Annotated in this window: 11 protein-coding genes; all 11 read left to right on the forward strand. The window is 58.3% G+C overall.

Features of this window, described 5'->3' with window-relative positions; all coding sequences use genetic code 11:
- The first annotated feature begins 128 nt into the window (after nt 1-128).
- The 11 genes from cra to murG all read left to right on the forward strand — a co-directional run bounded on the left by cra (nt 129) and on the right by murG (nt 12,885).
- The gene (gene cra / locus VZP09_RS00440) at nt 129-1,133 is read left to right on the forward strand and encodes a catabolite repressor/activator (RefSeq protein WP_004145952.1); all 1,005 of its coding nucleotides are present in this window, start codon (nt 129-131) and stop codon (nt 1,131-1,133) included.
- 640 nt (nt 1,134-1,773) lie between these two features.
- On the forward strand, nt 1,774-2,232 hold the full coding sequence (mraZ, locus tag VZP09_RS00445) for a division/cell wall cluster transcriptional repressor MraZ (protein WP_002888541.1): 459 nt from the start codon (nt 1,774-1,776) through the stop codon (nt 2,230-2,232).
- A 2-nt stretch (nt 2,233-2,234) separates the two neighbouring features.
- A complete protein-coding gene (gene rsmH, locus VZP09_RS00450) occupies nt 2,235-3,176 on the forward strand; it encodes a 16S rRNA (cytosine(1402)-N(4))-methyltransferase RsmH (protein ID WP_002888547.1) in 942 nt (313 codons plus the stop codon).
- Nucleotides 3,173-3,538, forward strand: a complete 366-nt coding sequence (gene ftsL, locus VZP09_RS00455; RefSeq protein ID WP_002888550.1) for a cell division protein FtsL — start codon at nt 3,173-3,175, stop codon at nt 3,536-3,538. The genes rsmH and ftsL overlap by 4 nt, the downstream gene beginning before the upstream one ends.
- 15 nt (nt 3,539-3,553) lie before the next feature.
- Entirely contained in the window at nt 3,554-5,320 is a 1,767-nt protein-coding gene (locus tag VZP09_RS00460; RefSeq protein ID WP_002888559.1) for a peptidoglycan glycosyltransferase FtsI, read from the forward strand.
- Entirely contained in the window at nt 5,307-6,794 is a 1,488-nt protein-coding gene (murE, locus tag VZP09_RS00465; RefSeq protein ID WP_004182923.1) for a UDP-N-acetylmuramoyl-L-alanyl-D-glutamate--2,6-diaminopimelate ligase, read from the forward strand. The genes VZP09_RS00460 and murE overlap by 14 nt, the downstream gene beginning before the upstream one ends.
- Nucleotides 6,791-8,149 (forward strand): UDP-N-acetylmuramoyl-tripeptide--D-alanyl-D-alanine ligase, encoded by a 1,359-nt coding sequence (gene murF / locus VZP09_RS00470; RefSeq protein WP_328794821.1) that lies wholly within the window; start codon nt 6,791-6,793, stop codon nt 8,147-8,149. Before murE ends, murF begins: the two co-directional genes overlap by 4 nt.
- Entirely contained in the window at nt 8,143-9,225 is a 1,083-nt protein-coding gene (gene mraY / locus VZP09_RS00475) for a phospho-N-acetylmuramoyl-pentapeptide-transferase (protein WP_002888562.1), read from the forward strand. The genes murF and mraY overlap by 7 nt, the downstream gene beginning before the upstream one ends.
- Before the next feature lie 2 nt (nt 9,226-9,227).
- Complete coding sequence (murD, locus tag VZP09_RS00480; RefSeq protein ID WP_004151364.1) at nt 9,228-10,544, forward strand: UDP-N-acetylmuramoyl-L-alanine--D-glutamate ligase; 1,317 nt, start codon at nt 9,228-9,230, stop codon at nt 10,542-10,544.
- Nucleotides 10,544-11,818, forward strand: a complete 1,275-nt coding sequence (gene ftsW, locus VZP09_RS00485; protein WP_328794822.1) for a cell division protein FtsW — start codon at nt 10,544-10,546, stop codon at nt 11,816-11,818. Before murD ends, ftsW begins: the two co-directional genes overlap by 1 nt.
- Nucleotides 11,815-12,885, forward strand: coding sequence for an undecaprenyldiphospho-muramoylpentapeptide beta-N-acetylglucosaminyltransferase (murG, locus tag VZP09_RS00490; RefSeq protein WP_032414515.1), 1,071 nt, complete (start codon nt 11,815-11,817; stop codon nt 12,883-12,885). The genes ftsW and murG overlap by 4 nt, the downstream gene beginning before the upstream one ends.
- Nucleotides 12,886-12,892: the final 7 nt, after the last annotated feature.

The following is a 12,892-nucleotide window of genomic DNA, read 5'->3' on the forward strand; positions in this document are numbered from 1 at the left end:
TTGCGAAATCAGTAGGAACTGTAAGCGAAAGCGGTTGCTGCGCTAACTATTCTGCGCTTAGATGTTATAAAAAGGATTCCATACCTGAATAATGGTTATGTTTGGCACTTCTTACCCAAGGGGCAATTGTGAAACTGGATGAAATCGCCCGGCTGGCCGGTGTTTCAAGAACCACCGCGAGCTATGTGATTAATGGCAAAGCGAAGCAGTACCGCGTAAGCGATAAAACGGTCGAAAAAGTGATGGCTGTGGTGCGAGAGCACAACTATCACCCAAATGCGGTCGCTGCTGGCCTGCGTGCAGGACGCACACGCTCTATCGGTCTGGTGATCCCGGATCTGGAAAACACCAGCTATACCCGGATTGCAAATTATCTCGAACGTCAGGCGCGTCAGCGCGGCTATCAGCTACTGATTGCCTGCTCGGAGGATCAGCCCGATAACGAGATGCGCTGCATTGAGCATCTGCTGCAGCGCCAGGTGGACGCTATCATTGTCTCTACTTCGCTGCCGCCGGAGCATCCATTTTATCAGCGCTGGGCTAACGACCCGTTTCCGATTGTCGCCCTCGACCGCGCCCTCGATCGCGAGCACTTCACCAGCGTGGTTGGCGCTGACCAGGATGACGCCGAGATGCTCGCAGCTGAGCTGCGGACGTTTCCTGGCGAAACGGTGCTCTATCTCGGCGCGCTGCCGGAGCTGTCGGTGAGCTTCCTGCGTGAACAGGGCTTCCGTAAAGCCTGGCAGGACGATCCGCGTGAGGTGCATTATCTCTATGCCAACAGCTATGAGCGCGAAGCGGCGGCCCAGCTGTTTGAGAAATGGCTTGAAACCCATCCGATGCCACAGGCGCTGTTTACCACCTCTTTCCCGCTGCTGCAGGGCGTAATGGATGTGACCTTGCGTCGCGAGGGTAAACTGCCCTCCGAGCTGGCGATCGCCACCTTCGGTGATAATGAGCTGCTCGATTTTCTGCAGTGTCCGGTACTGGCCGTGGCCCAGCGTCATCGCGATGTCGCTGAACGGGTGCTGGAGATCGTCCTCGCCAGCCTCGACGAACCTCGCAAGCCGAAGCCGGGTCTTAGCCGCATTCGCCGTAATCTCTATCGTCGCGGTAGCCTGAATCGCCGCTAAGGGCGCCATATCGCCAGCGCCCAGGTATAAACCTGGCAGGCCTGACCGTAAGCAGGCCGCTGGCGATAAATCAGGCAATTGACGTGCAAAATGCAAAACTGAATATATTTCAGACAAATCCCTAAACTTCTTTACGCGTTATTTTATTTTATTCACTGACCATCGTTTTGTGACTCCAAATGAGGTAGAAAAAATGACTGCGCGGACTTTAATTGTATTATTTTGTTACATTCATCAGGTTAATTGCTGAATTAACACTCATTTTGTACGCGCCACGCTTTCTTCCCCGTCATATCCCGCGCCTGGCCAGTCCCTCTGCCAGCAACAGGTACTGTTAACGGCCGGCATAATGGCCTAAAATGCCGCTCGCGTCGCAAACTGACACTTTATATTTTCCCGCCGAAGATATTCTGTTGTTTATAACTGTTACGAGTTTGTTGGTTATTTTCTTACACGTATTCATAACGTTAATTTGCCTCGCCTGTTGATGATTTTTTCATCAGGGCTAATGTCGGCTGTAAATAATGGGTTTTTGAGCTCCGTTGGCATCCGTGCTGGCTTGACAAGCTTTTCCTCCGCTCCGTAAACTCCTTCTGGTGGGAATTTGTGGGGTAAAGTGGCGAAAAGGGGTGAGGCTGGCATGTTCCGTGGAGCAACGTTAGTCAATCTCGACAGCAAAGGCCGCCTGGCCGTGCCAACGCGCTATCGCGAAGGGCTGATCGAGGACGCTGCCGGTCAATTGGTATGCACCATTGACATCCATCACCCGTGCCTGCTGCTTTATCCATTGCCTGAATGGGAAGTCATCGAGCAGAAATTGTCGCGTTTATCGAGCATGAATCCCGTTGAGCGGCGCGTACAGCGTTTGCTTTTGGGTCATGCCAGCGAATGTCAGATGGATAATGCCGGCCGCTTGCTGATTGCGCCGGTGTTACGGCAGCATGCCGGGCTGACAAAAGAAGTGATGCTGGTCGGGCAGTTTAATAAATTTGAACTGTGGGATGAAACGACCTGGTATCAACGGGTCAAGGAAGATATCGACGCTGAGCAGTCCGCGACCGGTGAACTGTCGGAGCGCCTGCAGGATTTGTCCTTATAAAAATGATGGAAAATTATAAACATACTACGGTACTTCTGGATGAAGCCGTCAACGGCCTCAATATTCGTCCAGACGGTATCTATATTGATGGTACTTTTGGCCGCGGCGGTCACTCGCGCCTGATCCTCTCCCGGCTGGGTGCGGAAGGACGCTTGCTGGCTATCGATCGCGACCCGCAGGCGATTGCCGTCGCGCAAACCATCGATGACCCCCGCTTTTCCATCGTACATGGTCCCTTTTCACAACTCGCTGAGTACGTCGGCGAGCGCAATCTTACCGGTAAGATCGACGGCATTCTGCTCGATCTCGGCGTCTCTTCCCCGCAGCTTGACGATGCGGAACGCGGCTTTTCCTTTATGCGTGACGGGCCGCTGGATATGCGCATGGATCCGACGCGCGGTCAGTCCGCAGCCGAATGGCTGCAGACGGCTGAAGAAGACGATATCGCCTGGGTGATTAAAACCTTTGGCGAAGAGCGTTTCGGCAAACGTATCGCCCGCGCGATCGTCGAACGTAATCGCATTCAGCCGATGACCCGCACCAAAGAGCTGGCGGAAGTCATCGCCGCGGCGATGCCGGTAAAAGATAAGCACAAACATCCCGCGACCCGTACCTTCCAGGCGGTGCGCATATGGGTAAACAGTGAACTGGAGGAGATAGAGCAGGCGCTAAAAAGCTCGCTCAGCGTGCTGGCCCCGGGCGGGCGGCTGTCGATCATTAGTTTTCATTCGCTGGAAGACCGCATTGTGAAGCGCTTTATGCGTGAGCAAAGCCGCGGTCCGCAGGTTCCGGCGGGAATACCGATGACCGAAGCGCAGCTCAAAAAACTGGGCGGCCGTGAGTTGCGAGCACTAGGCAAGTTGATGCCGGGCGAAGAAGAGGTGGCAGAGAATCCACGCGCCCGTAGTTCAGTGCTGCGTATCGCAGAGAGGACGAACGCATGATCGGCAGAGTGACAGAGGCCTTAAGCAAGGTTAAAGGGTCGATTGGAAGCAACGAGCGCCATGCTTTGCCTGGCGTGATCGGGGACGACCTTCTGCGGTTTGGGAAACTGCCACTCTGCCTGTTCATTTGCATCATTATTACGGCGATTACCGTGGTCACCACTGCGCATCACACGCGCCTGTTGACCGCGCAGCGTGAACAGCTGGTTCTGGAGCGCGACGCCCTGGATATTGAGTGGCGCAACCTGATCCTCGAAGAGAACGCGCTCGGCGATCACAGTCGGGTTGAGCGGATCGCGACCGAGAAGTTACAGATGCAACACGTCGATCCATCACAAGAAAATATCGTTGTACAGAAATAAGGATTATTGCGACGGATGAAAGCAGCGCCAAAAACGCCTAAAGCAAAACGTCAGGAAGAACAGGCCAACTTTATCAGTTGGCGTTTTGCGTTGCTGTGCGGCTGTATTCTGCTGGCGCTGGCTTTTCTGCTGGGTCGCGTCGCCTGGCTACAGGTGATCAGCCCCGATATGCTGGTGCGCCAGGGCGATATGCGTTCTCTGCGCGTACAGGAAGTGTCCACCGCGCGCGGGATGATAACCGATCGCTCCGGACGTCCGCTGGCGGTCAGCGTGCCGGTGAAGGCTATCTGGGCCGACCCGAAAGAGCTCCATGACGCCGGCGGGGTTACCCTGGATACACGCTGGAAGGCGCTGGCGGATGCCCTCAATATGCCGCTGGATCAGCTGGCGACGCGCATCAATACCAATCCGCGGATGCGGTTTATCTATCTGGCGCGTCAGGTTAATCCTGACATGGCCGATTACATCAAGAAGCTGAAGCTGCCGGGCATTCATCTGCGCGAAGAATCCCGTCGTTACTACCCTTCCGGGGAAGTAACCGCTCACCTCATCGGCTTTACCAACGTCGATAGTCAGGGGATTGAAGGGGTTGAGAAAAGCTTTGATAAATGGCTTACCGGTCAGCCGGGCGAGCGTATCGTACGTAAAGACCGCTATGGCCGGGTAATTGAAGACATCTCTTCTACCGATAGCCAGGCAGCGCACAACCTGGCGCTGAGTATCGACGAACGCCTGCAGGCGCTGGTCTATCGCGAGCTAAACAACGCCGTGGCCTTTAACAAAGCCGAGTCGGGCAGCGCCGTGTTAGTAGATGTTAACACCGGTGAAGTGCTGGCGATGGCCAACAGCCCATCCTATAACCCGAACAACTTCGCCGGTACGGCAAAAGACACCATGCGTAACCGTGCGATTACCGACGTGTTTGAGCCGGGTTCGACGGTGAAACCGATGGTGGTCATGACGGCGCTGCAGCGCGGTATCGTCAACGAAAATACCGTGCTCAATACCGTGCCTTATCGAATTAACGGCCACGAAATCAAAGACGTGGCGCGCTACAGCGAATTGACCCTGACCGGGGTGCTACAGAAGTCGAGTAACGTCGGTGTTTCTAAGCTGGCGTTAGCGATGCCGTCCTCAGCGTTAGTAGATACTTACTCACGTTTTGGGCTTGGAAAGGCGACCAATTTGGGGTTGGTCGGAGAACGCAGTGGCTTATATCCTCAAAAACAACGGTGGTCTGACATAGAGAGGGCCACCTTTTCTTTCGGCTATGGGCTAATGGTAACCCCGTTACAGTTAGCGCGAGTCTACGCAACGATTGGCAGCTATGGCATCTATCGCCCGTTGTCGATTACCAAGGTTGATCCTCCGGTTCCGGGCGAGCGCGTCTTCCCGGAATCACTCGTTCGTACCGTCGTTCATATGATGGAAAGCGTGGCGCTGCCCGGCGGCGGCGGTGTGAAAGCGGCGATCAAAGGCTATCGCATCGCGATTAAAACCGGTACGGCGAAAAAAGTGGGGCCGGATGGCCGCTATATCAACAAATATATTGCTTACACCGCAGGCGTTGCGCCCGCCAGCCATCCGCGCTTCGCGCTGGTGGTGGTGATCAACGACCCGCAGGCAGGTAAATACTACGGTGGCGCCGTTTCCGCGCCGGTCTTCGGTGCCATCATGGGCGGCGTATTGCGCACCATGAACATCGAGCCGGATGCGCTGGCAACGGGCGAAAAAAGTGAATTTGTAATTAATCAAGGCGAGGGAACAGGTGGCAGATCGTAATTTGCGCGACCTACTCGCTCCATGGGTGCCAAACGCACCGGAGCGCATTCTGCGAGAGATGACGCTGGACAGCCGGGTGGCTGCTTCCGGCGATCTCTTTATCGCGGTACAGGGTCATCAGGCGGACGGGCGTCGTTATATCCCGCAGGCGATAGCGCAAGGTGTGGCTGCCATTATTGCTGAAGCGCAGGGCGAAGCTAAAGACGGTGAGATCCGTGAAATGCACGGCGTGCCGGTTATCTACCTGAGCCAGCTTAACGAACGCTTATCGGCGCTGGCCGGGCGTTTTTATCATCAGCCGTCGCAGCAGCTGCGTCTGGTGGGCGTCACCGGCACCAACGGGAAAACCACCACCACTCAGCTGCTGGCGCAGTGGGCAAAGCTGCTCGGCGAAACCAGCGCGGTGATGGGGACCGTCGGTAACGGTCTGCTGGATAAAGTCGTTCCAACTGAAAACACCACCGGTTCCGCGGTGGACGTTCAACATGTGCTCTCCAGTCTGGTCGGGCAGGGGGCTACCTTCGGCGCGATGGAAGTCTCCTCCCACGGTCTGGTACAGCACCGCGTAGCGGCCCTGCAGTTTGCCGCCTCGGTGTTTACCAATCTCAGCCGCGATCATCTCGACTACCATGGCGACATGGAGCACTACGAAGCGGCGAAATGGCTGCTGTACTCCACCCATCATTGCGGTCAGGCCATCGTCAATGCTGACGATGAAGTCGGTCGTCGCTGGCTGGCAAAACTGCCGGACGCGGTGGCGGTATCGATGGAAGATCATATCAACCCGAATTGCCACGGCCGCTGGCTAAAGGCCACCGCGGTGAACTATCACGACAGCGGGGCGACCATCCAGTTTGACTCCAGCTGGGGCAAGGGCGAAATCGAAAGCCGCCTGATGGGCGCATTTAACGTCAGCAACCTGCTGCTGGCGCTGGCCACGCTGCTGGCGCTGGGCTATCCGCTGGCCGATCTGCTGAAGACCGCAGCGCGTTTACAGCCGGTGTGCGGCCGTATGGAAGTGTTCAGCGCGCCGGGTAAACCTGCCGTGGTGGTAGATTATGCCCATACGCCTGACGCGCTGGAAAAAGCGCTGCAGGCGGCACGCCTGCACTGCAGCGGCAAGCTGTGGTGCGTCTTCGGCTGCGGCGGCGACCGCGACAAAGGTAAACGTCCGTTGATGGGCGCTATCGCGGAAGAGTTTGCCGACATCGTGGTCGTGACTGACGATAACCCGCGCACCGAAGAGCCGCGGGCGATTATCAACGATATTCTGGCCGGCATGCTCGATGCAGGTCAGGCGAAGGTGATGGAAGGCCGCGCGGAAGCGGTGACCAACGCCGTGATGCAGGCGAAAGAGAACGACGTGGTGCTGGTGGCGGGTAAAGGCCATGAAGATTACCAGATCGTCGGCAACCGCCGTCTGGATTATTCCGACCGCGTGACCGTCGCGCGTCTGCTGGGAGCGGTAGCATGATTCGCTTTACGTTAAGTCAACTTGCCGCGATCGCCCATGGCGAACGGCAGGGTAGCGATGTCGCTATCGACGAGGTGATCACCGATACCCGTAAAGTGACGGCGGGCTGCCTGTTTGTGGCGCTGAAAGGGGAGCGTTTCGACGCCCATGATTTTGCCGAACAGGCGAAAGCGGCGGGCGCCGGCGCGCTGCTGGTGAGTCGTCCGCTGGCCTGCGATCTCCCGCAGGTGATTGTGAACGATACCCGGCAGGCTTTCGGTGAGTTAGCCGCCTGGGTGCGTCAGCAGGTGCCGACTCGCGTCGTCGCCCTGACCGGCTCGTCCGGTAAAACCTCGGTTAAAGAGATGACCGCGGCGATCCTCAGCCAGTGCGGCAACACACTGTATACCGCCGGCAACCTGAACAACGATATCGGCGTCCCGATGACGCTGCTGCGGCTGACCAAAGAGCATCAGTACGCGGTGATCGAACTCGGCGCCAACCACCAGGGCGAAATCGCCTGGACCGTCAGCCTGACGCGTCCGGAAGCGGCGCTGGTCAACAACCTTGCTGCGGCGCACCTGGAAGGTTTCGGTTCGCTGGCGGGCGTGGCGAAGGCGAAGGGCGAAATCTATACCGGTCTGCCGGAAAATGGCATCGCCATCCTCAATGCCGACAATAACGACTGGCTGAACTGGCAGGCGGTGATTGGCGATCGCAAAGTGTGGCGCTTCTCGCCGAACGCGGCGAACAGCGATTTCACGGCGACCAATGTGCAGATCACCAGCCACGGCACCGAATTTACGCTGCAGACCCCAACCGGCAACGTTGACGTACTGCTGCCGCTGCCGGGACGCCACAACATCGCTAATGCGCTGGCCGCCACTTCGCTGGCGATGGCGGTAGACGCCGATTTGGCGGCGGTGAAAGCCGGACTGGCGCAGCTGCAGGCCGTTCCGGGACGTCTGTTCCCGATCCGGCTGACCGAGAGCCAGCTGCTGCTGGATGATTCCTATAACGCTAACGTTGGTTCGATGACCGCGGCGGTGCAGGTGCTGTCAGAGATGCCCGGCTTTCGCACGATGGTGGTCGGCGATATGGCAGAGCTTGGCGCGGAGAGCGCGGCCTGCCATCGCGAAGTCGGCGAAGCGGCGAAAGCGGCGGGTCTGGATTGCGTCCTCAGCGTCGGCGCCTTGAGCGCGGATATCAGCCGCGCCAGCGGCGTGGGCGAACATTTTAACGATAAAGCCGCCGTGGTGGCTCGCCTGCGCGAGCTGCTGGCGGAGCACAAAATAATGACCATTTTAGTGAAGGGTTCACGTAGTGCCGCCATGGAAGAGGTAGTACGCGCATTACAGGAGACTGGGACATGTTAGTATGGCTGGCCGAACACTTGGTCAAATATTATTCCGGCTTTAACGTCTTTTCATATCTGACGTTTCGCGCCATCGTCAGCCTGCTGACCGCGCTGTTCATCTCGTTGTGGATGGGCCCGCGCATGATCGCCCGTCTGCAAAAACTCGCCTTTGGCCAGGTCGTACGTAACGACGGCCCGGAGTCTCATTTCAGTAAACGCGGTACTCCGACCATGGGCGGGATCATGATCCTCACCGCGATCACCGTTTCCGTTCTGCTGTGGGCCTATCCATCTAACCCGTACGTCTGGTGCGTACTGACGGTATTAATCGGCTACGGCATCATCGGTTTCGTTGATGATTACCGTAAAGTCGTGCGCAAAGATACCAAAGGCCTGATCGCCCGCTGGAAGTATTTCTGGATGTCGGTGATCGCCCTGGGCGTGGCCTTCGCGCTGTATCTGGCGGGGAAAGATACCCCGGCAACCGAGCTGGTGGTGCCGTTCTTTAAAGACGTAATGCCGCAGCTGGGGCTGTTCTATATCTTGCTGGCCTACTTCGTTATCGTCGGTACCGGCAACGCCGTCAACCTGACCGACGGCCTCGACGGCCTGGCGATTATGCCGACCGTTTTCGTCGCGGCAGGCTTTGCGCTGGTGGCATGGGCCACCGGCAACATGAATTTCGCCAACTACCTGCATATCCCGTATCTGCGCCACGCCGGCGAGCTGGTGATCGTCTGTACGGCGATTGTCGGGGCGGGGCTGGGCTTCCTGTGGTTCAACACCTACCCGGCGCAAGTCTTTATGGGCGACGTCGGTTCACTGGCGCTCGGCGGCGCGTTGGGCATTATCGCCGTGCTGCTGCGTCAGGAGTTCCTGCTGGTGATCATGGGCGGGGTTTTCGTGGTGGAAACGCTGTCGGTTATTCTGCAGGTCGGCTCCTTTAAGCTGCGCGGTCAGCGCATCTTCCGCATGGCGCCGATCCACCACCACTATGAACTGAAAGGCTGGCCGGAGCCGCGCGTTATCGTGCGCTTCTGGATTATTTCGCTGATGCTGGTGCTGATTGGCCTGGCGACGCTGAAGGTACGTTAATCATGGCAGATTATCAGGGTAAAAAAGTCGTCATTATTGGGCTGGGCATGACCGGCCTGTCATGCGTGGACTTTTTCATGGCGCGCGGCGTAACCCCGCGCGTGATGGACACCCGCGTCGCGCCTCCGGGGCTGGATAAATTACCCGAATCGGTCGAATGCCATGTCGGCGGACTCAATGATACCTGGCTGCTGGCGGCGGACCTGATTGTCGCCAGTCCGGGGATTGCGCTGGCCCATCCTTCGCTCAGCGCAGCGGCCGACGCTGGCGTAGAGATCGTTGGCGATATCGAACTGTTCTGCCGCGAAGCGCAGGCGCCGATTATCGCCATTACCGGTTCTAACGGCAAAAGCACTGTTACTACCCTGGTGGGCGAGATGGCGAAAGCCGCTGGAGTTAACGTCGGCGTGGGNGGCAATATCGGCCTGCCGGCGCTGATGTTGCTGGACACCGATCGAGAGCTGTATGTGCTGGAGCTCTCCAGCTTCCAGCTGGAAACCACCTCCAGCCTGCAGGCGGTGGCGGCAACCATCCTCAACGTGACTGAGGACCATATGGACCGCTACCCGCTGGGGCTGCAGCAGTATCGCGCGGCGAAGCTGCGGATTTACGAGAATGCGAAGACCTGCGTGGTGAACGCGGACGATGCGCTCACCATGCCGGTACGCGGGGCGGACGAACGCTGCATTAGCTTTGGCGTCGATGTCGGTGACTACCACCTTAACCGCCAGCAGGGCGAAACCTGGCTGCGCGTTAAAGGTGAGAAAGTCCTCAATGTGAAAGAGATGCCTCTCACCGGTCAGCATAACTACAGCAACGCCCTGGCGGCGCTGGCGCTGGCCGATGCCGCGGGTCTGCCGCGGGCCAGCAGCCTGAAGGCGCTGACCACCTTTACCGGTCTGGCGCACCGTTTCCAGCTGGTGCTGGATCACAACGGCGTACGCTGGATTAACGACTCGAAGGCGACCAACGTCGGCAGCACCGAGGCGGCGCTGAACGGCCTGCAGCTGGACGGCACGCTCTATCTGCTGCTGGGCGGCGACGGCAAGTCCGCTGATTTCACCCCGCTGAAGCGCTACCTCGGCGGCGATCGTATTCGCCTGTACTGCTTTGGTCGCGATGGCGCCGAGCTCGCTGAGCTGCGTCCTGAGGTGGCGGTACAAACTGAGACTATGGAACAGGCGATGCGTCAGATTGCTCCCCTGGTGAAAGCGGGGGACATGGTGCTCCTGTCGCCGGCCTGCGCTAGCCTGGATCAGTTTAAGAACTTTGAACAACGGGGCGAGATGTTTGCCCGTCTGGCGAAGGAGTTAGGTTGATGCGTTTCTCTCTCCCACGCCTGAGAATGCCGCAGCTGAGCCTGCCTCGGCTGAGACTGCCGCGACTGCCGGGGATGTTTATTTTCGCCTGGCTATTCGCTGCGCTGAAAGGCTGGGTGATGGGCTCGCGCCCGAAAGATAACGACAGTCTGGTGATGTATGACCGGATGCTGCTATGGCTGACCTTCGGCCTGGCGGCGATCGGCTTTATTATGGTGACCTCGGCGTCGATGCCGGTCGGACAGCGCCTGGCGAACGATCCTTTCCTCTTCGCCAAGCGTGACGGCCTGTACATTGTACTGGCCTTCGCGCTGGCGATGATTACGCTACGTCTGCCGATGGATTTCTGGCAGCGCCACAGTACCGCGATGCTGATCGCCTCGATCGTCATGCTGCTGATCGTACTGGTAGTAGGCAGCTCGGTAAACGGCGCATCGCGCTGGATAGCCCTTGGTCCGCTGCGTATTCAGCCGGCGGAGTTCACCAAGCTGTCGCTGTTCTGCTACATCGCCAACTATCTGGTGCGTAAAGCCGACGAAGTGCGTAACAACCTGCGCGGCTTCTTAAAACCGATGGGCGTGATTTTCGTACTGGCCATCCTGCTGCTGGCGCAGCCTGACCTCGGTACCGTGGTGGTCCTGTTCGTCACCACGCTGGCGATGCTGTTTCTCGCCGGCGCGAAGCTGTGGCAGTTCATCGCCATTATCGGCATGGGTATTTCGGCGGTGGTCCTGCTGATCCTCGCCGAACCATACCGTATTCGCCGCGTGACCTCCTTCTGGAACCCGTGNGAAGACCCGTTCGGCAGCGGCTACCAGCTGACCCAGTCGCTGATGGCTTTCGGCCGCGGCGAGATGTGGGGGCAGGGCCTCGGCAACTCGGTGCAAAAACTGGAGTATTTACCGGAAGCGCACACTGACTTTATCTTCGCCATTATCGGCGAAGAACTCGGTTATATCGGTGTGGTACTGGCGCTTTTAATGGTATTCTTCGTCGCTTTCCGCGCCATGTCGATTGGCCGTAAAGCGCTGGAGATCGATCATCGCTTTTCCGGCTTCCTCGCCTGTGCGATTGGTATCTGGTTTAGCTTCCAGGCGTTAGTTAACGTCGGCGCGGCGGCGGGGATGCTGCCGACGAAAGGTCTGACGCTGCCGCTGATCAGTTATGGTGGTTCCAGTCTGTTGATTATGTCGACGGCCATTATGTTGTTGTTGCGAATTGATTATGAAACGCGTCTGGAAAAAGCCCAGGCGTTTACACGGGGTGTGCGATGAGCGGTCAGGAAAAGCGGTTGATGGTGATGGCGGGCGGTACCGGCGGGCATGTGTTCCCGGGACTGGCGGTCGCGCACCATTTAATGGACCAGGGCTGGCAGGTTCGCTGGCTGGGTACCGCCGATCGTATGGAAGCGGATTTAGTGCCGAAAAACGGCATCGAAATTGATTTTATCCGCATCTCCGGCCTGCGTGGCAAAGGTATCAAAGCGCAGCTACTGGCGCCGGTGCGTATCTTTAACGCCTGGCGTCAGGCGCGGGCGATCATGAAGCGTTTCCAGCCGGACGTGGTGCTGGGCATGGGCGGCTATGTTTCCGGGCCTGGCGGTCTGGCGGCGTGGTCGCTGGGGATCCCGGTGGTCCTCCACGAGCAAAACGGCATTGCCGGCCTGACTAACAAGTGGCTGGCGAAGATTGCGAAGAAAGTGATGCAGGCGTTTCCCGGCGCGTTCCCGCATGCGGACGTCGTTGGGAACCCGGTGCGCACCGATGTACTGGCGCTACCGCTGCCAGGTCAGCGTCTGGTTGGCCGTCAGGGACCGATTCGCGTGCTGGTGGTCGGTGGCTCTCAGGGCGCGCGCGTCCTGAACCAGACGATGCCGCAGGTGGCGGCGAAGCTCGGCGCTACGGTGACCATCTGGCATCAAAGCGGCAAAGGCGGCCAGCAAACCGTGCAGCAGGCCTATGCCGCCGCCGGACAGCCGCAGCATAAAGTGACGGAATTTATTGATGACATGGCCGCGGCGTATGCCTGGGCAGATGTTGTGGTTTGCCGTTCCGGCGCGCTGACGGTTAGCGAAATCGCGGCCGCAGGTTTACCAGCGCTGTTTGTCCCGTTCCAGCACAAAGATCGTCAGCAGTACTGGAATGCGCTGCCGCTGGAGAAAGCCGGCGCGGCGAAAATTCTTGAACAGCCTGAGTTCACGGCAGAGGCGGTTGCCTCTACCCTGGCGAGCTGGGATCGGGAAACCTTGCTGGATATGGCGGAACGAGCGCGTGGCGCTTCGATTCCGGACGCTACCGAGCGGGTAGCAGAAGAGGTCAGCGCCGTAGCTTTGGCGCGCTAATTGCGGT

It is taken from the genome of Klebsiella sp. EMBS2024 (assembly GCF_036233805.1).
Classification (GTDB): Bacteria; Pseudomonadota; Gammaproteobacteria; order Enterobacterales; family Enterobacteriaceae; genus Klebsiella; species Klebsiella pneumoniae.

What these genes read in the sequence shown, in the direction of transcription:
- mraZ (WP_002888541.1), top strand. Translation starts at nt 1,774, where the DNA reads ATGTTCCGTGGAGCAACGTTAGTCAATCTCGACAGCAAAGGCCGCCTG.
- rsmH (WP_002888547.1), top strand. Translation starts at nt 2,235, where the DNA reads ATGATGGAAAATTATAAACATACTACGGTACTTCTGGATGAAGCCGTC.
- ftsL (WP_002888550.1), top strand. Translation starts at nt 3,173, where the DNA reads ATGATCGGCAGAGTGACAGAGGCCTTAAGCAAGGTTAAAGGGTCGATT.
- VZP09_RS00460 (WP_002888559.1), top strand. Translation starts at nt 3,554, where the DNA reads ATGAAAGCAGCGCCAAAAACGCCTAAAGCAAAACGTCAGGAAGAACAG.
- murF (WP_328794821.1), top strand. Translation starts at nt 6,791, where the DNA reads ATGATTCGCTTTACGTTAAGTCAACTTGCCGCGATCGCCCATGGCGAA.
- mraY (WP_002888562.1), top strand. Translation starts at nt 8,143, where the DNA reads ATGTTAGTATGGCTGGCCGAACACTTGGTCAAATATTATTCCGGCTTT.
- murG (WP_032414515.1), top strand. Translation starts at nt 11,815, where the DNA reads ATGAGCGGTCAGGAAAAGCGGTTGATGGTGATGGCGGGCGGTACCGGC.